This is a genomic window from Candidatus Methanoperedens nitratireducens, from assembly GCF_000685155.1.
GTDB lineage: Archaea > Halobacteriota > Methanosarcinia > Methanosarcinales > Methanoperedenaceae > Methanoperedens > Methanoperedens nitratireducens.
On the sequence record NZ_JMIY01000004.1, the window covers coordinates 64492 to 86162 of the forward strand.

Below are 21671 nucleotides of genomic sequence, written 5' to 3' on the forward strand. Positions count from 1 at the left end.
AAATTCACCCCCGAGCAGGTTAAGGAAGCCCACAAGAAATAACCTGCTACGAAAGCAGGCAAACTTCAGGAGTATTCGCATCGATCCAGCCAGACCACTGCCTGCGCCGAACCTGGTGTCACCTGGGGTGAGTTAGATCGCAAGAAACAGGCTTTTGGCCTCGCGTTACCAGGCGGCATGGTGTCTACGACAGGCTATAAGCAAATCTATATCAGAGTCCTTTCTGTAATCCCCCGCACCACAGAGCCGTAATACTCAAGAACGTGTTTATCCCATCAATCTAAGGAATATCTCCTCAAGAGAGGGCTCAGCGGTTTTTACCCCGATTATCCTTCCGTTGTGCCCTGCTACCCAGCCCATGATCCTGTTAAGCTCCTCGATGTCATTTGTGCGTGCTGTGAAATTCCCGTTGTTCTCAGTGGCATCAAAATCAAATGCTTCACTGGCGCTGAACTCGATTATATACTCGATAGCGCCGCACATTCTCTTGATCTCAGCTACAGTGCCGCATGCGATCTCTTTTCCCCTGTTCATTATCAATACCCGATCACACAGGCTTTCGACCTGGTACAGGTTATGCGCGCTGAACACGATTGTTTTCCCTTTATTTTTAAGGTCGGCCACAAAGCCTGCCAGGTATTTTGAGGTTGTTGGGTCAAGGCCTGAGGTCATCTCATCCAGTACCAGGTATTCAGGATCATTTATCAGCGCCCTTGCGATCGCAACCTTGCGCTGCATTCCCTTGGACATCTCCCCTATCTTTTTATCAGGCGCATCAAGCCCAAGCTCATTAAGGATATGTTTTATCCTGTCTGATGCAGCGGCCTTCTCAACCCCGTAGATCTGCGCGAAAAACATCAGGTAATCATCTGCAGTCATTCCCTCATACAGGGGACTGTCCTCTGGCAAAAAACCAAGCCTTTGCTTGATCCATTGTACATCCTTTTTTATATCCATTCCCTGTACTGTTATATTCCCCCGTGTCGGGGTTATAAGCCCGCTTAACATTTTAAGGGTGGTTGTCTTACCTGCGCCGTTTGGTCCCACGATACCGAAGATCTCCCCTTTTTTAATCTCAAAATTAAGAGAATCAACTGCTGTGAAATCATCATATTCTTTACCCAGGTCGCTGACAATTATCTCATTCATGCAAACTATTATTTAATCCTGAAGTAATATAAATGCGATGGGTCTATTAACGATCTCAAAATTGGAACTGAGAAGAACAAGGTTGAGCTTCGGTCAGAGGATCCCTGTTTTTTCAATCCTGCTTATAATCCTGATAGGACTGGTCTCTTTCTTTGTATCCCAGTATGGTTTCCATATAAATGATAATATCTACAGGGTGGCTGTCACAGACCCCGGTCTGGCAGCAGTCCTTAATACGGATGATAAATTCCAGGTCTATATCGCAAACGAACAGGAAGCAAAAGAACTGTTCGAATACGGGGGGTTTGATATTCTGATAACTGGTAATAATGTCCGCTATCACATCTCTGAGAAATCGATATCAGCCCTCGATGCCCTGGACAGGGCCGTCCAGAGATACGATGAAGCCAGGCTGTTAGCTTATAATGACCTGAATAATACCTTTCCTGTATGGATAACTGTGAAACATATTGCAAGGGAACAGACATTCCAGGCTCCATCCATCCAGAGGCTGCCTGATCTTGAAGCTGCACAGCAGACAGCCGCATCTACTGCAGAAAAGCCCGTGGAAACAACCAGAGAAACACATACAAAAGGAGAAGTACCGTCTCCCTCCATCCTTGAGGTTACAAAGACAGATAGAGGTCTGCCGATAAGAGATAAAGCTCTTGCAACTCCCTCACACCTCAATCCTTCTCTTCCATTCGGATCTGTGGTAATGAGTTTTTTATTTATATTCCCTATATATTTTATAGCACAGTTTTATTCAGCAAGTATTATGGAAGAGAGAGTAAGGAGAAGGGGTGAACTTCTACTTGTATCGCCTGTAAAATCCTATGAGATCGTACTTGGCAAGCTCATTCCATATCTCCTGATCACACTTGTACTGATGGGCGGTATAACCATCTACATAGGAGGGAATATACTGGTGCCGGCTATTCTGTTACCTGTTGCCCTTATGTTCCTCTCAACCGCTTTTCTCGGTGCGGTTATATCCAGGAGCTTCAAGGAACTTACGTTCATCCTTGTCTTCCTGTCGGTTATTCTCTCAGGCTATATTTTCCTTCCTGCTATGTTCGCCAATATCCATGCTATCAGCGTCATCTCCCCGATATCTCTTGTGGTAAAGCTTCTTGAAGGCGAATCTATCTCTATAACCGAATATGTATTCTCGACTACACCCTTCTACCTGGTATCTTTTCTGATCCTGATGTTCGGTATTTTCATCTATAGAGAAGAGGATCTATTTACCCAAAAATCTATTAAAAATAAACTGCTGGACTCAATACAGGTATTTATCGAGCGCATCCCGGCTCCGTTTTTCTTCTTGAGTATTGTACTGCTCCCGATCGCATATTCATTCCAGCTTATTCTGATTGTACTGATGTTCAATCTTCCCATACGCTATGGGATCGTGATCTTCATATTCATGGCTGCATTCATCGAAGAAGTGATCAAATCAGCCGGGATATATACTGTTTTCTCAAGAAAAATATCCAGCATTACTACAGGCAACGCTTTAAGATTCGGGATCTATGCAGGAACTGGTTTTTTTATAGGTGAGAAGCTTCTATTACTGGTTGTTATAACCAGCATAGCAGGTTCTGTCTTCGGTTCTGCAATGGGTATCGGTCTTCTTATATTCCCGTTCGTCTTGCATATAACAGGTGCGATCATCTCCTCGCTGGGTATGAGGTATCTTGGAGTCGGGAATTACCCGGCTTCTGTGATACTGGCATCCATTGTCCATTCAGCATACAATCTCTATATTGTCAGGGGGGTGCTGTTTGGGTAGTTCTGGTAATACCCTGGTTATAACTAAAAAGGAGATGCGCTCATTGCTCAATGAGAAGACCCTTATCCTTGCTGTTATCATCCAGTTGATGATTGCATCTTTTTCATCCCTGCTTGTGATCGGCCTTTCCTCTTTCTTTGACCCTTCAGCCCTGGATCGGTACGATATAGACAGGGTAAAAGTTGGAATTATTGGGGAAGGAGAATTAAAACGGTTCATCGAAAAAAGCAAGGTAAAGCCGTACTATTATGAAGACCTTGATTCTGCACTCCTGGATTTTAACAATAACAGGATAGATGCGGTTCTTGTGTTCCCGACTTCAGAATCCAGCAGTAATGAGATCATCCAGATCCTGCTTTATCTGCCAAAATCAGATATAAAGGGCACTTTTGTCACCCTGCAACTGAAAAAACCCCTTGAGGAGTTTGAAGCCTTTGTCAGGGATGTAAGAGGCCCGAGGATCGGCTTTGAGCCAGTAAGGTTATATGTTGATGAGGCTCCCAAAAAAACCTCAACATACTTTGAGTTCATTTACGGGATACTTATTCCCCTTCTCGTCCTCACACCGGTTTTTATCTCCGGCAGCATGGTTATAGATATGCTCACAGAGGAATATGAGCGCAGGACGATGGAACTCTTGCTTGTCTCCCCACTGTCTTTTTCAGAGATATTGAACGGCAAGATGCTCGCAGCCGTGCTCCTTGTCCCTGCGCAGGTGTTTTTATGGCTTGTACTTGTAAGCCTGAGCGGTATTGAGGTGAATAATATAGGGATCATATTATTATTAACAACCGCAGTCTCTGTTATTATTATCCTTATCGGTGCCGTTATCGCTGTTAGATATAAGGAGAGGGTGATCTCTCAGTACCTGTATTCCCTTATCCTTATACTGCTGTTCATGGCAGGGTACCTTTTTGCTGACTCCCCTTTTAATCTGATAACCAGGCTGTCATCAGGTGCTGCAGGCGCAGAAGCGCTTATTTACTGCGGGGTATATGCTGCTGTGGCAGTTCCGCTGTATGCTCACGTGACATCCTCCCTACCCTGAAGGGTTAGGGCTTCCTGCTTCATCGAGTGTCCATTGGCTGCTCTCCACAGGCGTTAATCAACTGTCACGCCAGTTGATTGCGTATCCACGTATTGCTTCGCAATACGTGTCTGCGTTCTCAAGGGGCGCAACCCTTGATTCCCCACAGTCCGTAGGTACTGTATCTATTTTTGATTTGTTTCCTATTAGTATTGCAGAAACGTGATCCCTTCCAATCACAAGACCACAGTTCGGACATGAATGTATCCGTACACAGAGGTCTTTAGGCACCTGGTATCCGCATATGCAAACTTGTGATGTGTTTTTAGGATTAACCAGTTCAACTATCTTCCCAGCGTGCTCTGCTTTGGATTTTGTCAAGCTGATCAATTGATACCATCCAGCATCTGAGATTGACTTTGCAAGATGATGGTTCGCAAGCATGTTCTGGATCTGCAAGTCCTCAAACACTATATGGTCGTATGTATTGACAAGCCATCTGCCTGTCTTATGAGCAAAATCTTTCCTCTGGTTCCTGATCTTCCTGTGTACCTTAGCTACTTTGATCCTCTGCTTGTTCCTGTTCTTTGAACCCAATTTCTTTGTGCTCAGTTGTACTTGTTCCCAGGCAAGCTTTATTTCTGATTTTCGGAAGTATTTTGGGGGCTCTATCTGCTTTCCATTGCTTAACGTGAGCAGTGATCTCAGACCAACGTCAATACCTATCTTTGTTTCCACAGGCACTTTTTCTATCTTCTTTTCGATTTCTACTGTAAATACAGCATACCACTGATCTACGTCTTTCTTGATAGTGCAGGTCTTGATCTTGCCTTCCATCTCCCTGTGCTGGAATATTCGTACAGTCCCTATTTTAGATAGCTTAAGATCGTTGTCTTTAAGCTCAAAACCTGATTGAGGATACGTGAACGTGTTATACCTGTTCCTTCCTTTGAACCTTGGATACCCAAAGCCATTATAGAAATTCTTAAAACTTCGATCAAGTCTCTTCAACGTGTTCTGAAGTACCTGTGAGTGTACTTCTTTCTGGAAATCAGTTTTTGATGATGCTAATTCGTTAGCCTGGTATTCGTATGAAATCCATTCAGGTTTGCCCCAGGGAAATACCTCTAACTCCCGTTTTAACCTGTTAAGCTCTGCCTGTTTCCTTCTTTCTGCAAGGGCATCGTTATAGAGATGCCTACAGGTGTTAAGCGTTCTGTTTAGCTTGACCTCCTGATTCTTGTTTGGATAGATACGGAAACTATAGGCTTTTTTCATACAGCATCAACAACCTATATATTATCTTAATAATATATATTATTTGCCTATCCCTTAAATGCAACATCAACAACTGTTTTTAGGGATAGGTATTATGATCGCAAGGGGTACGATTCATCTCACACCTTTTGGGTTTGAGTTTTCTCTACCCCTTGACCCCAACGCTATAAGGAGAAAAAGGTAAAGCTATGGCAGGAGAGTTTGATGGCCAGAAAAGCTTTATAGAATAAGCGTATGATAATGGTAATAGTGATTATGTGAAAAGCGACAGTGCACAGATAACTATAGATTACGTTACAGGGATGGGCATATTTCTTCTCTCTGTTGCCTTTGTATTCCAGTTCATGTATAGTCTCTTCATTCCATTTCAATCGAGTTCGGATGAGGTCACACTTGCTGCTGACAGGGCAAGCACAGTACTGGTCGAGCGCCTGCTCGCTGCTGATAGATCCGGTGCGGTGAACGTAATAGACCGGGAGAAGCTGTACTACTTCAATAACACAAAACTAAACCATTCTAACGAGATTGGCTATAAAAATGCGCTTCGTGAGCTTGGATTATTCAGCAATGAGATCATCTTTGATATGAATATGTCAGTCGCATATCTTAATGGCACTATAATGAACCAGAGCGGCCCTGAACTCCCTGAGAATACTGATATAGGCAAGACCAGACGCCTTGTATTGATTGTAAATTCCTCTACAGGCTATAATGAGACGGCTGTCATCTCAGTGAGGGTATGGTAATGTTCGATGAAAAAGCCCAGTTGCATACGCTTGAAGGTGTGGCGGCAGCGGTAATCATACTTCTTGTAATAATATATGCCATCGATGCAACCTCGATGACGCCTCTTACCGCTTCAACCGCAAGTGTGCATGTAGAGACTGAGCTTCGTGCACTGGGACAGGATATTTTAAATACCCTGGATTATGCAGAGCCAGGACACACCTCAAAACTAAAGAATGATATATTAGCATGGAATGGCAGTGTATATACCTGGAGCGGCTCTAATTACACAGTCAGGATTGGTACCGATAATCTCAACAACAACCTGACAGAAATCTTCAGGGATACGCTGGTCGAACAGGGCATTGCCCACAGTGTGGAGCTGACTTTTATTGATAACAGTACGCTCATACCTTATACAGTGAATATGATATACAACGGTGACCCCTCAAACAACGCTGTGGTGGTCTCCAGAAAATTCATATTACAAAACATCGGTCCCATAGATGGAGAAGATAGACCTGAAGGAGATAGCATAGATACACACAATCCTATAAAGGACATTGATCCTTCAACCAACCTGTATAATATAGTTGATATCAGGCTTATTCTGTGGAGGATGTGATGGGGATAATAGAGAACCGGGACGCTCAGTTCATGCTGCTGGCAGGCTTTATTATCGCTATTGGCCTGGTGATAACCACGGTGCTGCTTAACAGCGTGATATTCGAGGGCAATATGGCAATCGGGGCAGGAACAGAGCCTTCAAAAATCGGGATAATCAACCTTATGGAGATTACCAGGGACGAGACCAGGAGCGCATACAGGAACGCAACTGCGCCCGGGACTGATTATACACTCAGGTTTACCAATTTCAGCAATCAAATGCAGAACTTCAGTACGAACCTGTCCAAGATCTATGCGCTGCATGGAGAGGGGATTAACGTGAGCTGGGATGTGAGCAACTGGGAGAACAGTCTTTTCGCTAATTTCACCGAGAATGGAACTGCAAGCGGCGCGGTTGATTGGACAGTGGTGGAAGGCGTACGAAATACTACAGCTTTTGAGCTTAGAAGAATCAATGTAAGTGCGGGAGGGTATTTTATTATCAACGTAACCAACAGTTCAGCAAGCGTGTGGTCTATGAATTTTACAGGAGGTAACCAGATAAATGTCACCAATAAAACTGGTGGAATCTCTAATTACACTGACGATTATAACTACATAAACATTTTAGATTCAACATACGAATTCAATAGTAGCACCCTCAATGAAATATATAATATAAATTTCGTTAGAGGTAATGAGGCATGGGGACAATTCACCATTAAAGGGAACCATACAATATACAATAAGAAATTCATCCGCTCAAGAGATTATATCCTTAATGCAACAGCAGTGCTTTATACCAGCAGGATGCGAGCCAATATAACGATCCCTGTTTCTGTGCCGTGGTGATGTTATGAATTCTAAAGACCTGTTTAAAAATAATGATGCAGTATCCATCTCAGTAGGCTTTATACTGATGTTTGCAGTTACTGTGCTTATATTCTCTGCTACTATTCTCTCTTTTTATACACTCTCACAGCAGTCTGAAAAAGCAGCCATGAGGGAAAGTTTTAGAACCATGGGGAGCGGGCTTGCCGTAAAAATAACCATGGTCGATACACTGGCCAGCGTAATCAATTCCTACGGAGGTACGGTGAATACCCTGGAATATGAGTTCTCAGCTCCTGCTTCCGTAGCAGATAAGAGCTATACCGTGAATATCACCGGCCCAACCCAGGAGATTATTATGGAATCGGATAATGGCGTCAGAATAGTAGCTCCCTTCAATACCTCCACCAGTTTTACCGGGATAAAAATATACAGCGGAGCTGTGGATTATGTACTTAAATACGATAGATCCAGCAATAGCCTTAACATAGAAGAACAATGAGCTTGATCCATCATGATAATAATGACAGGCTTTAAATACTATGCAATACAATGTATTTTATAGGTGATTCCCATAAAAAACTTCTTTAATATGAAGCGGTTCCTGGAATCCGGGGAGGCAGTGACAGAAGTAATGGACTTCATTACAATCGTTGGAATCCTCATTCTTTCTTTCAGTCTTATAGGACTCGCAGGATATCCTATACTGGAGAGTGCCCAGAAGACAAGGTACACAGAGAATACAAGGCAGAGCTTTGTTGTGCTTGCTGATAATATCAATAAGGTAGCGCTCGGACAGGCGCCTTCCCAGAGTGCAGAGCTCAAGATGTACGGAGGGACGCTTGGGGTTGTAAGGGTTAGCACGATCCAGATCAATGGGACTGTATTCAATGAGACCAGCTATAGCAATGAGAGTCTAACAGTTGACCTGCCGATGTACAGCATTGAAAACTCCATAGGAGATAATGTAGTTGCATACGAGGGTACAGGAGTATGGGTAAAATATCCGACAGGTACCGTATTGAATGCTTACAAGCCGCTTATTACCAATATGAGCGATGTGCTGATCATACCTGTCGTATATATAACCGGGAAATCAGCAATATCCGGCAGCGGTATGAGCAGGGTGACTGTATGCCAGCAGGAGCTTCCAACAGAAGAGGGCGGATGCGGGATGCCAAGTGTTACCATCTTTAGAAATGTGAGCAATATCACTGTAACGATCACTGGAGATTACTCAGAGGGATGGCGGGATTATTTCATAAACACAATGAAGTGGAGCTACGACCCCGGCGAGACATATACTGCAAAATTAAATACCGCTAAAAATCTGGATCTTTATATAGTGCAATCAAGGATTTACACGGTGATAACATGAAATTCCTGAGATCAGAAAAAGCAGCCTCAGAGGTTATAGGCCATGTTATCATATTAGGCCTGACTATTACAGGAGTAGCCCTGATAGCGCTGATCGGCGTACCTTCAATTTTCAGCCTGCAGGATATGGCAAATATCAGGAATGCGGAGCAAGCCTTCACGGTGCTGGATTCCCGCGCAAGCATCGCGTTGCTCGGTGAGTCTCCGATGCAGGTTGTGGATATAAACCTTGGTGGAGGCACTCTGGCAGTTAAACCTAACGGAACAGGCAGGGAGAGCTATATGATAATAGGACGTGAGAACGAAGGTGATACTATTATAATACCTATGGGGAAGATGGAATACCGCCTCGGGGACAGGATAGTGGCATACGAGGGAGGAGGGGTCTGGTCAAAATATCCCTCAGGCGGCTCGGTCATGCTCTCACCTCCGGAATTTCACTATAACGGCAGGACGCTGACACTCCCAGCAATCAATATAGCCGGGGATGCCGCTATCGGAGGAAAAGGAGCGGCAGCAGTTTACTTAAAGAAAAACGGAACTAAGGTAATATTCCCTGATCCTTACCAGGGCACAAACAGGACAAACCCGATAAATTCCAGCATAAGTGGAACGATCTATGTGAATGTTACAAGCGACTTCTACGATGCATGGGCTGATTATGCCAGAAGTCTATTATATACCAAGGTCAGAACTGATGAAAATAACCGTACAGCCAGCATAGAACTTACGGTTGTTCCTTCAGGTTTTGGAGCAAGCACAGATATAACCTATCCGGTCAGTTTCAGGGGGCTTCCGGATACTGGCGCGCCGCTGGATAACTTCAGTTTCAGGATTTATAATAATAATAATTTTAATAATTTTAACTGGGACATCCGTGCAAAAACCGGGAATAGGATATTAATATTCTATATAAAAAAGAACCCACCAAATCGCGTAGAACTCATGGTTGGTTACCAAGATAATGATAATATTATTAATCCTAGTGATGGTGAGACATGGGGAGGGGCTAATTTTTATATACAAACTGATGCGAAGGGAAGTTATATTGATGTGGATTTACTGGACATAAGTAGGAACCTTACCTATCAAAATGAAAATGTCGGATCTACTAATGCCAATTTATGCCAGCAGCCTGTTAGTGGGACAGTTAGAGGTATTCGCACTACGGCTGATTCTTGGAGCAATATTTACATAAACACTAGTAATGCAAATAAGACACAGTCTATCTATAATGTAACCCAGCACTACATCAGGAAAATGGCGGAAGGCGGGGATATATTCTTTTTTAAGTGTGCGCCTGCTGTCAATAACGAGCAGAACCAGAATAATGAACCTGCGGATGACTCCAGCGTGCTCGTGGACTACAACCCCGTAGGTGCCATCACTTTCCTTTATATCTCAGATAATAAGGCAGATGTGACTGCCGGTTGAATAATAATTTTTATTATGTTAATGTATTTAATCACATAGCTTTGTTTATAAACTCAGTATAGAGCACTATTTTATTATCTAACCCGACGATAAATAGAAAAAGTTTAAGTATAAATACAGTATATTTAAAGCTTGAGGTCAGTCTATCCAGTAGACGATCTTGACGGAAAAGAGAATCAGGAGGTAAATTATGAATAGATATGCAGGTATCGTAACTGCAATAATCGTCATGGGCATGTTTGTCTTCGCCGGGATAAGCAGCACATCTGGCCAGGTTATAGAAGCGCCAGAGAAGATAATCAGCGTCCCTCCCATGCCTGCGGGAGATATGCAGGCAGGCAATTTCACAAAGCTTGAGATATCACCCCGCTACGGCAATTTCAGGCTGCAGCCGGGGGAAAGCAAGGAAATGACGATCACCATCAGGAACAGGGAGAAAAAAACGGTAAGTATTAAACCCGATGTCGTTATACAGCCTTATGGCGAGTATATGATCGAGAAAGAGTGGATAACAGTAACGCCGGACAGCGCTGATATAGGGGCGGAAGACAGCCAGAAGTTCACGGTAAAAGCATCGATCCCGAAGGATGCATCCATAGGATACTACAGCGCCCAGATCGCTTTTACAGATGAGGTAATACCTGTGCCCTATCCGCAGCCATTTCCCAGTTATGTCCATTCATTCGGCCTTTCAATCGATGTCTGGGCTCCACCTAAAATCCAGATAATGTCACCTTATATAAATGACCAGCTTGAGGCCGGGAAGGAATCTGATTACGAGATAAAACTAAAGAACACAGGGGATAAGGATATAGGCATAAGCCCCAGGATAGGGAGCGATATGGGCTATATGGGACCATACGGTAGAGTAAGCACTCTAACTGATGATGCCATAACTATAACTGCGCCAAAGAATGTTCCGGCCGGTGCGGTCGAGGTAGTAAAGATACACGTTAAAGTGCCTGCAGATGTTAAAGGCTATTATAACGGCTATATTGATCTTGGTATAGACGATCCCTCGGTTAGAGAATGGGAAGGAAGGGTACAGCTCAGCTTCAATATATGGAAGCAGCCAGTCGATCCTTTTGTAAAGAGCTTCAACCTGAAAGAAGCTGCACCCACAACCATAGAGATCAGCTCAAACTTCTTCGGGATGTACCCATGGGGTCCATGGAATCAGGGGACAAAAACCGCAAAAGAACCATCTTTTGAAACCTCACTTGAGGGCGCGGATGGTAAAGCCGAGCTAAAAGTCGTAAAGACCGTGATAAAAGGCAGTGTGAGCATGGGGAGCGAGATTCCTCCATGGGAAATTGAGAGCACGGGTATATACCAGGAGATGGGAACACAGTATATAGAGACATACTCTGCTGATATTCCTGCAGGTGAATGGAAACTGAAGGTGCTGCCCAGGAACACGGACCGGTTTGAGTACACTATAACGATAGGAGGGTGATCCCTCTTTTTTATTTTTTATAAAAGATAAAGGTCGCTGGATCATGGATACAAAGATAAAACTCGTAACCGGATCTATTGTTCTGATATTAATCCTCAGTATCGGGCTCAGCTTAAACCAGGGGCAGCCTGATGTAAGGCCTTCATGGGTGCACCAGGTAGAGTGGTCAGATAAGCCAGATGATGCCGCAAAGATAGAGGAACTGCTGTGGGCAGAAATAATCCCTTATAGAACGGAATATGAGATTGTAAATATAAGCGCAAAAAGAGAGAAAGAGGATATGCGCCTGAGGATAATAGCCCGTACAAAAGACTCGGATAGCCCTGATATCTACGATTTTGTGTATGATGAGAAAAGACTGCTGCTGACAGGCTATCTCCTTGAAGCAGTATCGCCAGTTTACAGGAACGAGGCAATCGGCATTGCGCTCGGGAACCAGGAAGTAGCAGCCTCAGTTGCGAACGCTGGCGCTCCGACTGTAAGACGCATCCTGCCGGGGACATCTGAGAAATTCTATGCGCCAAAAATGCTGTTGAGCGTGACATGGAGAGGGACTTCTGCATTGATCGATCCGGATGAGAGAAAAGTGGTGGACGTCTGGAAAGAGAGCGTAAATTGAGCTATTATACTAAATATGCCTCTCTATAAAAAGGGAAAACTGTTGAGCAAGCTTAGGTATAGCTTTATGGTTCATAATTTTTGGAGAGGGAATCATTAAATGGTTTAGAATATTAATAGGTGTACCGATTCCTGATTAGACGAGAGGATTGAAGATGGCGGTTGAGATCTCACATATATCAAAATCATTTAACGGGCAATCTGTAGTTAAGGACATATCTTTTGATATTGCACCGGGCGAGGTGTTCGGCCTGATAGGGCCGAATGGAGCAGGGAAAACCAGTATAATACGCATGCTGCTTGATATAATAAGACCTGATTCAGGCAGGATCAGAATCCTGGATGGCTCACCTGAGGGAATAAAGGACAGGATAGGCTATCTTCCTGAGGAGAGGGGGCTGTATCGAAGGCTGACAGTTATGGATACTCTCATGTATCTTGGCGCATTGAAGAACAGACAGAACAGAGAGAGCAGAGAGAGAACACTTGAACTTCTTGAGAAGATGGATATGCTCTTGCATAAGGATAAGAGGATCTCTGAGCTTAGCAAGGGCATGCAGCAGAAAATCCAGCTCATTGCCGCGATAGGCCACAACCCTGAACTCATAATCCTTGATGAGCCTTTCTCAGGCCTTGACCCTTTAAACATGAAACTTGTAAAAGACCTGATACTTGAACTTGGCAGAGAGGGAAAAACCATACTGATCAGTACGCATATGATGGACCAGGTTGAGCGAATGTGCGACAGGATATTCATGATAAACAGGGGAAGCGGGGTCTTATACGGCAGCGTTGGAGAGATAAAATCCAGGTACGGGAAAAACACCATTTTCCTCGAGTTCGAAGGGGAGCTCAAGAACATAAAAGGTGTTAAAAAAATCAATCACTCAGGCAAGTATGCAGAATTGGTTCTTGACGCAGGCGCAGATGCCCAGGATGTGTTAAAGAACATAGTGAGCGAGGTGAGGGTAAGCAGATTCGAGCTTTCTGCGCCTTCCCTGAATGAGATATTCATAGAGGTGGTGGAACATGATAAAGTGGATCACAATAGCAAAACATGAATACGTATACAATATACGCAGGAAAGAATTTCTCTTTGTAACTTTTGGGCTGCCGTTATTTATTCTGGCGATCATGGGACTGCCAGTGCTTTTAGCGGGCAGCAGCGCAAGCCCTGAAGAATACATGATAGGCTATGTGGATAGAACAGATCTGTTTGATTCTGTGAATTTCATTAAATACACGGATGAAGGACTTGCAAAAAAAGACCTGCTGGACGGCAGGATTACCCACTTCTTTGTCATACCGGCGGATTACACTGTGACCGGGAAGATTGATATCTTTTCGGCAAAAAAGGGATTTCTGGGATCAATGGCAGTTGAGAGTCAGATAAAAGGCTTCCTGCTGGATAATCTGCTGAAAACTGAGACAAAAGAGATAGTGGAAAGGGCAAAGAATCCGATTAACAGCGAATATTTCACGCTCAATGATAGGGGAGAGAGCACTGATGCAGGGTTATCCGCATTCCTGATCTCTATAGCATTCGCAGTTTTTTTCATGCTCTCCATCTTCTCCTCATCGAATTTTCTCCTGCAGGGCGTTGTAGAAGAAAAAGAGAGCAGGGTTATGGAGATCCTGCTGTCATCGATCTCGTATCGGGATCTGCTCATAGGCAAGATATTTGGACTTGGAGCAGTCGGCCTGACCCAGATACTTATATGGTTTATTATAGGAATGGTGCTGATGTCCTCAAATCCGATATCTCTTGCATCTCTGCTTGGCAGGGTACATATCTCTATCCCGCTGTTGATGTTTGCTATCGGCTATTTTATACTGGGATACCTCGTCTTTGCAAGCATAATGGCAGGCATCGGGGCAGTTGCAACGACTTCAAGAGAAGGACAGCAGATAGCAGGGATATTTTCGATAACAGGTGCTATACCATTAATAATCTCTCAATTCATTATCGCAAATCCCAATGCAGTTCTCGCAAAAGCGCTCAGTTTCTTTCCACTGACCTCTCCAATTACAATTGTAATGAGACTATCCCTGGCACAGGTGCAGTTCTATGAGATTATTATCAGCACTCTGGTATTGATGGCTTCGATTCTTATTATAATAGAGTTGTCTGTCAGGATATTCAGGGCGAGCCTTTTGATGTACGGGAAAAAACCAGCTATCAAAGAGGTGGTGAAATATTTGCATGAGGGGTAATGCTTACAGATACGACCTGAAGTAAAGCTCTATATTCTTTTTCTATTGATTCAGTAAGAACCATTACGGCATCTCTTATTATCCCACGATAGCTTTATTAATAATCTTTGTAAATTATATGTTATGGCAACTATCATTATGCTCATAAAGGCTTATAAAGGAAGTGGATCTTAATGAAATCAAGAGGGTTATTAAGTGTCCTTACATTTTCAGAAAAACGTGAAAATCTTCTCTTTTTGTTACTTAATGAACCAAAGACCATAGCTGAGATAAAAGGCTATCTCAATGTCTCTACTCCGGAGATTTTTCCCCGTATAAAGGAGATGGAAACTAAGAATTTAATTTATAAAGAAAATAAATACTATGCTCTAACTCCGATTGGAAAAGTTGTGGCTAAATTTTTTCAGCCATTAGTCAATACCTTGCATGTAATAGAAGAGAATGAAGAATTCTGGAAAGAGCATAACATCGAAGCCATTCCACAATGTTTTTTAGAAAGAATTGATGAGTTAGGGAATTGCAGGTTTATTGAAAATAGATTGGAAGAGATGTATGAACCGCATACAGAATTTTTTGAGAATATCTCAAAATCGGAGCTGGTAATGGGGGTTGCCCCGGTATTTAATCCCGCTTATCCAGCGTTCTTTTTACAGTTAGCACTACACAAAGTTCATGTATCCCTGATCTTAACCAAAAATGTCTTTGAGAAGGTTAAGAATGAATATCGGGATGATCTTCAAAGATTTCTGGAATGCAATAATACAAGCCTGTACGTCTTAGATGACATTAGTTTAGCTTTTGTGGTAACCGATATTTTTCTTTCACTGTCTCTATTTTATAAGAATGGCATTTTTGATGCCCAAAGAGATCTAATAAGTTTTGATGAATCCGCTTTAAAATGGGGAGAAGAACTTTTCAATTACTATAAAGAACATTCCAAAGAAATAAAGAGTTTGTAAATGCCCGCAGGCTAATTTCCATGGTAGATTCACCATCAACCAGGAACTCCCGTATAAGTTTTCTAGTCCTTGATTCGGCTTCAGTAGCTGCGGAGTAACAAGTAATGCAGATTATCCCTGCGAAGAGACTATATAGCAATATTATTGGCTCAAACGCTATGATTCCCATAATAATCGCTAAGAGCATACCTATATGTGTCAGTATATGCAGGATCAAAAGAAAAGCTATGGTCTTTTTTTCACCTAACTGTACAGGTAAAGTTCTAATACCAGCCAGTGAATCACCCTTAACATCTTTAAAATCATATATCACCGAATTTATGAAAACCTTACTGCTGAAAAAAGAAAAAACAAAAATTAGCGGAACTATATTATCGGCTGATTTTCCGGCAATCCCTGTGATGAAAGTCCCCCATGTAAAGGCGACAACGAGATTCTTGATTCCAATGCCGCTTTTAAGCTTCAAATTGAGTCTACCGATTTTTATGCCTTTGCTATATAAATAACCAATTATAAGCGGTAGAAAAGGCAGAGTATATAACCCCTCATTGAATAAAATTAAGGCTCCAGCGCTAAAGGCTGAGATGGACACAAGAAATGCGATATCCTTTCTTGAGCCTGTTAATTCACTTCTGTTGACTGTATCCTCTTTGCATTCAAGTGTTCTGTCCAGGGTGTATATTGTATATCACAAGACCTCCAGCTATATAAGTTAGAAAGCTGGCTTCTGATCCAAGGAAAAGGGAGGCTATGAAGAGCCTGAATGCTCCAGAAACCGCCACCAGTGTTGAAGCATTTAGAAGATGGACTGTTGCACTAAAGCCCACACCCAATATATTTATGTATTCTCTTATATTAGTAAAGTCGTATAAGATTATACGATTCAACTAATGTTATAGGATTGGTATAATATTATACAAAATTACTTATATATATTTTGGTCTCATACACAAGAGTGGCTTGTAATAGCGATGGGGAAAAACGCAGAGAACCACTGCGTTATAAAGCCTGAAATTGAAGGAAGGAAATAACATGAAGAGGATTAAAGCAATAAGTATACTGTTGATAGCATTGGTACTTATTGGAGTAACAATAGTATCGACAGTAAGTGCACAGAATAAAGAAAAAACAATATCAAGTAAAATCATAGATAAAGTAGTTACTACAGAGAAACAGACTAGAGATGATTTGGAAAAAGATAATAAGGAGCATATTGATTTTCTTAAAAAGAATTTAGGACCAGAGACTGCAAAGAAGATAGCAGATAGATATTTCACTGATCGAGTTGAGGAGTTGAAAAAATTACCAAAAGAAGTTAAAATACAATTGATTGAATTGGGAAATAATTCTCCTCAACTTTGGCCTTATACTAGCGAAACAAATGGAAGTTTCATAAAGCAAGATCCAATAAATCTGATATTTTACAGGACTGGTAGTGCATGGGATGTACAATATGATATGCAAAATTGGCTTACTAATGAATGGGAAGGAGCATCAGGTTGGACACAGTACACATATATTGGCACTACAAATAATGGTTTAAATTGGAGACGGGATGATTATCAACTCCAAAATGGATCCTATTGGGGAACGAGATACCATATAAGGATATTTGACGGTGGAGTTGATCCAGACTGGGCAAATGAGTGGAGTGATGCTAATGTGCATAAAGAGCATTGGGATTGGTCAAAATTGACTCATGTAGTTGATAGTTTCGAGCAAGCTGAGAGTTTTGTGAGAAATGATTTCCAAGGAAAAGGATTTGTAGGATCTATATGGTATGCAAATCTTAACAATCAAGATATAGGTGATAATGATGGTCAGGCTACGGTGATTGAGCTATTATATTAAATATGCCTCTATATAAAAAGGGAAAGCTGTTGAGCAAGCTTAATAAGCCCCCACTTCTCCTATTTTTTGGTATATCGTTTTTTTATATGTTTCCAAGGATAGTTACATCAATCGCTGATGCCATGCACTTCGAACTTCCTGTACGGTTAACTCTCATTATACTCTTTCCAATCATGGCCTTTTTTACACCAGCTATAGCTATAATATATGGTAAACATGTTAAAAATATAAAACTAGCGTTTGCATCTTGTTTTTTTCCGGTTGTGATTTGGGAATTTGTTTATTCAATCGTTATCGGAATTATTCTATATATATCATCGTTGGAAATTATTAGAATATTAATATTATCATTTAGTTTAGGCTTGATTGGAGCAAGTAGAGGATTCGCTAAAGAAAGAGCAGAATATAAAGTAAAGTATGGTTTAATGGCATTAGGCATAGCTTTATGGTTTATAATTTTTGGAGAGGGGATTATTAGATGGTTTAGAATATTAATGGGTATACCGATTCCTGATTAGAGTATAAAAAACACATAGATAAATTTTATCCCCACATAGTTTTATATAAATCCAATCGAAAGATAATCTGGAGATCATGCAATGAGCTTCATCGAAAAAATAACCGCAGCAATAAAAAACCCGAAAAACGCCATGAAAAACATATCAGATCAGCCCATGATCGAGGAGGCTGTGATGATCGTGGGGATATATGCGGTTCTGGGCGCATTAGCAGCGTACGTACAGGCCAGCAAAATAATCTTCGTCTTCGAAGGTTTTGAGAACATGCCACCTTCGATACAGTCGATAACAATGGTACTCCAGGTTGTGGGCGCGCTGGTAGGTCCTTTCCTTACGTGGTCAATCGGCACTGGAATAATCCATCTGATCTCAATGGCTTTAGGCGGAGAAGGTAAGTTCTATCCACAGATGATGACTGCTGTTGGCTACAGCTTTATTCCCATGCTTTTTGGCAGTATTATCAGCCTTGCACTGCTTCTTTTGATGGAACCAATGACAATAACCATATCAGCAACAAATCAAGCGGCAGCAGAAGAATTTTACAAGAATCCATACATATTTGCCTCAAGCGTGATCGGGGCGGTCATGCTGATCTGGACATCGATAATCCTCTTCTTCGGTGTGCAGAGCGCACAGAGGCTCACGCCTGCTAAATCGGCAATAGTAGCAGGAATTCCTCTGGTGATTGGCGTTATATCCCTGGTATGGAGCATCTGGAACCTGGGAATCCTATGAGAACTGTATTAAGTATAGAGGATGTATCCAAGTCATATACGCTTGGTAAGCTTGAAGTGCCTGTACTGCACGATATCAACCTCGCGGTCAGCGAGGGTGAGTTCGCAGCAATAATGGGGCCCTCAGGCAGCGGGAAGAGCACGCTGATGAACCTGATCGGCTGCCTTGATCGGCCAACAACAGGGAAAATAATCATTGGTGATCGGGATACTTCAATTCTTTCTGATATGGAACTTGCCCTGATCAGGGGAAAGAAAATCGGTTTTATTTTCCAGACCTTCAACCTGGTATCACGCCTGAGCGCGCTTAAAAATGTTGAACTGCCCATGGTCTATCAGGATATCCCGAAGGGACAAAGAATCAGGAGGGCTAAAATCCTGCTTGAAATGCTCGGTCTCGGGGATAGAACAGATCACAAACCTGCTGAGCTCTCAGGCGGGCAGAGGCAGAGGGTGGCGATTGCACGGGCGCTTGCCAATGAGCCCGAGATACTGCTTGCAGATGAGCCGACAGGGAACCTTGATTCAAAGACAGGGAAGGAGATCATGCAAATATTCAGCAAATTACATAACGATGGAAGAACGATTCTCATGGTTACACACGATAATGGACTGGCGCAGAACTGTGATAGGATTATAAGGCTAAAGGACGGAAGGATTGAAGATGATTAAGCTATCAAACATATGGAGAATCCTGCCTGTACTCTTCATAATATTTTCTTTTGCAGGCGCCTCGGAAGCTGCGGTTATAGAGAACTCATTAAAGATCAGCCTTATAAAATACGATCCCTATCCTGTTAATCCTGATTCGGATTTCAGTATATGGGTTTCAGTTAAAAATGTAGGGGACAATGATGTAAGCGCAGCATCGGTCGAGTTCGTACCTAAATATCCTTTCACAGTAAAAGCCGGTGAGAACGCCGTAAAATACCCCGGAACTATAAGGAAAAGTGATGAACTGGTGCTCAGGTATAACCTTCATGCTGATAAGAACGCCTTCGTGGGTACAAATACCATTGAGGTGGGTTACAGGATCGACGGTGTTTTCACAAAAAGGGAATTTGATATCGAGGTGGGAAATGATGTCGTGGATGCAAGAGGTACGGTCAGGCTTGAGAAATACACGATCTATCCAGAGACCCTTATGCCGGGTGATACGGCCACAGTGGCGCTAACCATCAAAAACAGCGCCTCACAGTATACGATCAAACTGGACGGCAGGGATTACAGCATGAACGCACAGATACAGTCGGCAGAACTCATCGGGAATGAGGTCATAGATGTGATAAGTGAACCATACTACAATATGGGTATCGTGGGGCCCGGAGACTCTGTTGAGCTTTTGTATTCGGTCAAAGTTAAAGAGAATACGCCTGACGGTATATATTTCCTTGATTTTAATCTTAAGGGAAGCGCAAGGCTCTACAGCCTGAACCTGAAGATACCGGTAAGGGTGGACTCCTCCTCTATTAAGACCTCACTCTCCGAGACCCCGAAGCTAAACCAGGACAAGATCATACTCAATGTGGCGAACAACAGGCCGAACGCCATCCAGGCTGCAACTGTTCTTCCCGCGGGCAATGCAACATTCGAGCCTGCCGAGTATTTCATAGGCACGATGGACCCGGATGAACTTTTCACGGTTAAATTCGATCTGAATGTAAACAATCCGCAGGAGGATATAAATTTCAGGATCAGATTCAAGAACGGAAACAACTGGCATGAAATTGAGGCATTGACCGTTATGCTTGATGGCCCAGAGGACACGAAGACCCTGAGCGCAGACACATCATCCATCCTGCCGGTAATTGCTATTTTTGCAGTACTTATTGTTATTTCCGTATTCTTTGTGCTTATGAGACGAAGGAGAGCGAAATCAGAATGAAGCTGATTGATGCCTTCGAGCAGGTCTCACTCAGCTTCAGCAGCAACAAGTTCAAGACCCTGATGTCAAGCCTTGGCATAATAATAGGTGTTATTGCCATAGTGGTCATGCTCTCGGTAGGGGAGGGGCTTCAGGAGGGTGTGGGCAGGGCATTTGTAGGCCTCAACCTGGACGTGATCACCATATACCCTGGCGGCTCCAGTTTTGAGGGTGGGAAGTTCGTTTACCAGAAGCCTGCTGAGTTTGATGACAAGGATGTCCATGCACTTGAGAACACTGTCGGCGTTAAAATCGTATCGCCAAGGGTGAGCAGCGGTATGTCAGTAAATCTCAGAGGTGAGGAGCGCTCGGTGTCGGTAATAGCAGTTATGCCTGCAAAAGAGCCTGAGCTATCGGATTCAATAGATAAAGGACGCTTTCTAATGGAATCTGACAGGAGCGCCATAGTCATAGGCAGCGATATAGCAAATAAGATGTTTAAAATGCCCCTGAATCCAGGCATGCGGATGAGCATTAAGAATAAAAATAATGACTTAAGCAGGGAGTTTACGATCGTGGGCATACTTAAAGAGAAAGAGCAGACATCAGCCTTCGGTGGCAATTCGAACATGGAGATTTTTACCACGCACCAGGCATTAAAAGACCTGCTTGATGTAAAAAATTATTCATACTCCTATATACTCGTTACTGTAGAGGACCAGAGCCAGATAGAAAATACTGCGAAGAGGCTTGAAGATCCTCTGAGGAGGCTGCATAAGGATGAGGCATTCACTATTTTTATGATGAAGTCGATCCTTGAGCAGATAGGTCAGTTGTTGACCATGATTAAATTCGCACTTGGTGGCATTGGTGCAATATCCCTGGCTGTGGGAGGCATTGGCATAGTTAATGTGATGATGCTCACGGTGACTGAACGGATAAAGGAAATAGGGGTGATGAAGGCAGTGGGCGCAACCCGGGAGAATATCCAGATGGTCTTCATGCTCGAATCAGGACTTCTCGGACTGGTAAGCGGCCTGATAGGAATAACCATGGGCGCGGTAATCTCGATACTCATATCAACACTGGGTGCATTCCCGATAGCAGTTACATGGACCTCGCTTGTAATTGGATTGCTCTTCGGTGTAATTACGACAACTATAGCCGGTGTCTATCCTGCAAGTAAGGCAGCAAGGCTTGACCCTGTGGAGGCGCTTCGGGCTGAGTGAGGGGG

At 42.9% G+C, this 21671-nt stretch carries 23 protein-coding genes; 19 read left to right on the forward strand and 4 right to left on the reverse strand.

The window, feature by feature from the left end; genetic code table 11:
• Positions 1-267: 267 nt before the first annotated feature.
• Positions 268-1149 (reverse strand): ABC transporter ATP-binding protein, encoded by an 882-nt coding sequence (locus tag ANME2D_RS08705; RefSeq protein WP_048090732.1) that lies wholly within the window; start codon positions 1147-1149, stop codon positions 268-270.
• Positions 1150-1186: 37 nt separating this feature from the next.
• Here ANME2D_RS08705 and ANME2D_RS08710 point away from each other — a divergent pair, with 37 nt between their 5' ends.
• Together ANME2D_RS08710 and ANME2D_RS08715 are read left to right on the forward strand one after the other, a co-directional pair.
• Entirely contained in the window at positions 1187-2944 is a 1758-nt protein-coding gene (locus ANME2D_RS08710) for an ABC transporter permease (RefSeq protein WP_048090734.1), read from the forward strand.
• The gene (locus ANME2D_RS08715) at positions 2937-3992 is read left to right on the forward strand and encodes an ABC transporter permease (protein WP_052368733.1); all 1056 of its coding nucleotides are present in this window, start codon (positions 2937-2939) and stop codon (positions 3990-3992) included. The genes ANME2D_RS08710 and ANME2D_RS08715 overlap by 8 nt, the downstream gene beginning before the upstream one ends.
• Before the next feature lie 57 nt (positions 3993-4049).
• Here the strand turns inward: ANME2D_RS08715 and ANME2D_RS08720 are convergent, their stop codons facing one another.
• Entirely contained in the window at positions 4050-5249 is a 1200-nt protein-coding gene (locus tag ANME2D_RS08720) for an RNA-guided endonuclease InsQ/TnpB family protein (protein ID WP_052368735.1), read from the reverse strand.
• 257 nt (positions 5250-5506) lie between these two features.
• Here ANME2D_RS08720 and ANME2D_RS08725 point away from each other — a divergent pair, with 257 nt between their 5' ends.
• From ANME2D_RS08725 to ANME2D_RS08775, 11 genes are all read left to right on the forward strand, one after another.
• The gene (locus ANME2D_RS08725) at positions 5507-5995 is read left to right on the forward strand and encodes a DUF7287 family protein (RefSeq protein WP_048090735.1); all 489 of its coding nucleotides are present in this window, start codon (positions 5507-5509) and stop codon (positions 5993-5995) included.
• Positions 5995-6600, forward strand: coding sequence for a DUF7288 family protein (locus ANME2D_RS08730; RefSeq protein ID WP_052368736.1), 606 nt, complete (start codon positions 5995-5997; stop codon positions 6598-6600). The genes ANME2D_RS08725 and ANME2D_RS08730 overlap by 1 nt, the downstream gene beginning before the upstream one ends.
• Positions 6600-7433, forward strand: a complete 834-nt coding sequence (locus tag ANME2D_RS08735; RefSeq protein ID WP_048090738.1) for a hypothetical protein — start codon at positions 6600-6602, stop codon at positions 7431-7433. The genes ANME2D_RS08730 and ANME2D_RS08735 overlap by 1 nt, the downstream gene beginning before the upstream one ends.
• Before the next feature lie 4 nt (positions 7434-7437).
• Positions 7438-7914, forward strand: coding sequence for a hypothetical protein (locus ANME2D_RS08740; protein WP_048090739.1), 477 nt, complete (start codon positions 7438-7440; stop codon positions 7912-7914).
• A 90-nt stretch (positions 7915-8004) separates the two neighbouring features.
• Positions 8005-8790 carry a DUF7289 family protein gene (locus ANME2D_RS08745; protein WP_048090741.1) on the forward strand — a complete coding sequence of 262 codons (786 nt, stop codon included), beginning with the start codon at positions 8005-8007 and terminating at the stop codon, positions 8788-8790.
• Positions 8787-10223, forward strand: coding sequence for a DUF7289 family protein (locus ANME2D_RS08750; RefSeq protein ID WP_048090742.1), 1437 nt, complete (start codon positions 8787-8789; stop codon positions 10221-10223). Before ANME2D_RS08745 ends, ANME2D_RS08750 begins: the two co-directional genes overlap by 4 nt.
• 190 nt (positions 10224-10413) lie before the next feature.
• Positions 10414-11679 (forward strand): COG1470 family protein, encoded by a 1266-nt coding sequence (locus tag ANME2D_RS08755; protein ID WP_048090744.1) that lies wholly within the window; start codon positions 10414-10416, stop codon positions 11677-11679.
• Between the two features lie 43 nt (positions 11680-11722).
• Positions 11723-12298, forward strand: coding sequence for a hypothetical protein (locus tag ANME2D_RS08760; RefSeq protein ID WP_048090746.1), 576 nt, complete (start codon positions 11723-11725; stop codon positions 12296-12298).
• A 154-nt stretch (positions 12299-12452) separates the two neighbouring features.
• Positions 12453-13358, forward strand: coding sequence for an ABC transporter ATP-binding protein (locus ANME2D_RS08765; protein ID WP_048090748.1), 906 nt, complete (start codon positions 12453-12455; stop codon positions 13356-13358).
• On the forward strand, positions 13327-14511 hold the full coding sequence (locus ANME2D_RS08770; protein WP_048090750.1) for an ABC transporter permease: 1185 nt from the start codon (positions 13327-13329) through the stop codon (positions 14509-14511). The genes ANME2D_RS08765 and ANME2D_RS08770 overlap by 32 nt, the downstream gene beginning before the upstream one ends.
• A 173-nt stretch (positions 14512-14684) precedes the next feature.
• Complete coding sequence (locus ANME2D_RS08775) at positions 14685-15470, forward strand: helix-turn-helix transcriptional regulator (RefSeq protein ID WP_048090751.1); 786 nt, start codon at positions 14685-14687, stop codon at positions 15468-15470.
• Here ANME2D_RS08775 and ANME2D_RS08780 read toward each other — a convergent pair.
• Positions 15427-16152, reverse strand: coding sequence for a UbiA family prenyltransferase (locus ANME2D_RS08780; protein ID WP_081810208.1), 726 nt, complete (start codon positions 16150-16152; stop codon positions 15427-15429). The two genes, ANME2D_RS08775 and ANME2D_RS08780, sit on opposite strands and share 44 nt — an antisense overlap.
• A complete protein-coding gene (locus ANME2D_RS17970; protein ID WP_157834036.1) occupies positions 16127-16357 on the reverse strand; it encodes a UbiA prenyltransferase family protein in 231 nt (76 codons plus the stop codon). Before ANME2D_RS17970 ends, ANME2D_RS08780 begins: the two co-directional genes overlap by 26 nt.
• Before the next feature lie 145 nt (positions 16358-16502).
• Here ANME2D_RS17970 and ANME2D_RS08785 point away from each other — a divergent pair, with 145 nt between their 5' ends.
• The 6 genes from ANME2D_RS08785 (at position 16503) to ANME2D_RS08810 (ending at position 21666) form a co-directional block, all read left to right on the forward strand.
• Complete coding sequence (locus ANME2D_RS08785; RefSeq protein ID WP_048090753.1) at positions 16503-17321, forward strand: hypothetical protein; 819 nt, start codon at positions 16503-16505, stop codon at positions 17319-17321.
• A gap of 29 nt (positions 17322-17350) precedes the next feature.
• Positions 17351-17839, forward strand: coding sequence for a hypothetical protein (locus ANME2D_RS08790; protein ID WP_157834037.1), 489 nt, complete (start codon positions 17351-17353; stop codon positions 17837-17839).
• 81 nt (positions 17840-17920) lie between these two features.
• Positions 17921-18574, forward strand: coding sequence for a Yip1 family protein (locus ANME2D_RS08795; RefSeq protein WP_048090755.1), 654 nt, complete (start codon positions 17921-17923; stop codon positions 18572-18574).
• A complete protein-coding gene (locus ANME2D_RS08800; protein ID WP_048091111.1) occupies positions 18571-19245 on the forward strand; it encodes an ABC transporter ATP-binding protein in 675 nt (224 codons plus the stop codon). Before ANME2D_RS08795 ends, ANME2D_RS08800 begins: the two co-directional genes overlap by 4 nt.
• Positions 19238-20458 carry a COG1361 S-layer family protein gene (locus ANME2D_RS08805; RefSeq protein WP_048090756.1) on the forward strand — a complete coding sequence of 407 codons (1221 nt, stop codon included), beginning with the start codon at positions 19238-19240 and terminating at the stop codon, positions 20456-20458. Before ANME2D_RS08800 ends, ANME2D_RS08805 begins: the two co-directional genes overlap by 8 nt.
• The gene (locus ANME2D_RS08810; protein WP_048090758.1) at positions 20455-21666 is read left to right on the forward strand and encodes an ABC transporter permease; all 1212 of its coding nucleotides are present in this window, start codon (positions 20455-20457) and stop codon (positions 21664-21666) included. The genes ANME2D_RS08805 and ANME2D_RS08810 overlap by 4 nt, the downstream gene beginning before the upstream one ends.
• The last annotated feature ends 5 nt before the right edge of the window (positions 21667-21671 follow it).

Coding starts and splice junctions, on each gene's coding strand:
- ANME2D_RS08770 (WP_048090750.1), top strand. CDS start 13,327: ATGATAAAGTGGATCACAATAGCAAAACATGAATACGTATACAATATA.
- ANME2D_RS08705 (WP_048090732.1), bottom strand. CDS start 1,149: ATGAATGAGATAATTGTCAGCGACCTGGGTAAAGAATATGATGATTTC.
- ANME2D_RS08710 (WP_048090734.1), top strand. CDS start 1,187: ATGGGTCTATTAACGATCTCAAAATTGGAACTGAGAAGAACAAGGTTG.
- ANME2D_RS08735 (WP_048090738.1), top strand. CDS start 6,600: ATGGGGATAATAGAGAACCGGGACGCTCAGTTCATGCTGCTGGCAGGC.
- ANME2D_RS08765 (WP_048090748.1), top strand. CDS start 12,453: ATGGCGGTTGAGATCTCACATATATCAAAATCATTTAACGGGCAATCT.
- ANME2D_RS08720 (WP_052368735.1), bottom strand. CDS start 5,249: ATGAAAAAAGCCTATAGTTTCCGTATCTATCCAAACAAGAATCAGGAG.
- ANME2D_RS08805 (WP_048090756.1), top strand. CDS start 19,238: ATGATTAAGCTATCAAACATATGGAGAATCCTGCCTGTACTCTTCATA.
- ANME2D_RS08740 (WP_048090739.1), top strand. CDS start 7,438: ATGAATTCTAAAGACCTGTTTAAAAATAATGATGCAGTATCCATCTCA.
- ANME2D_RS08750 (WP_048090742.1), top strand. CDS start 8,787: ATGAAATTCCTGAGATCAGAAAAAGCAGCCTCAGAGGTTATAGGCCAT.
- ANME2D_RS08785 (WP_048090753.1), top strand. CDS start 16,503: ATGAAGAGGATTAAAGCAATAAGTATACTGTTGATAGCATTGGTACTT.
- ANME2D_RS08730 (WP_052368736.1), top strand. CDS start 5,995: ATGTTCGATGAAAAAGCCCAGTTGCATACGCTTGAAGGTGTGGCGGCA.
- ANME2D_RS08800 (WP_048091111.1), top strand. CDS start 18,571: ATGAGAACTGTATTAAGTATAGAGGATGTATCCAAGTCATATACGCTT.
- ANME2D_RS08760 (WP_048090746.1), top strand. CDS start 11,723: ATGGATACAAAGATAAAACTCGTAACCGGATCTATTGTTCTGATATTA.
- ANME2D_RS08775 (WP_048090751.1), top strand. CDS start 14,685: ATGAAATCAAGAGGGTTATTAAGTGTCCTTACATTTTCAGAAAAACGT.
- ANME2D_RS08745 (WP_048090741.1), top strand. CDS start 8,005: ATGAAGCGGTTCCTGGAATCCGGGGAGGCAGTGACAGAAGTAATGGAC.
- ANME2D_RS08755 (WP_048090744.1), top strand. CDS start 10,414: ATGAATAGATATGCAGGTATCGTAACTGCAATAATCGTCATGGGCATG.
- ANME2D_RS08810 (WP_048090758.1), top strand. CDS start 20,455: ATGAAGCTGATTGATGCCTTCGAGCAGGTCTCACTCAGCTTCAGCAGC.
- ANME2D_RS08795 (WP_048090755.1), top strand. CDS start 17,921: ATGAGCTTCATCGAAAAAATAACCGCAGCAATAAAAAACCCGAAAAAC.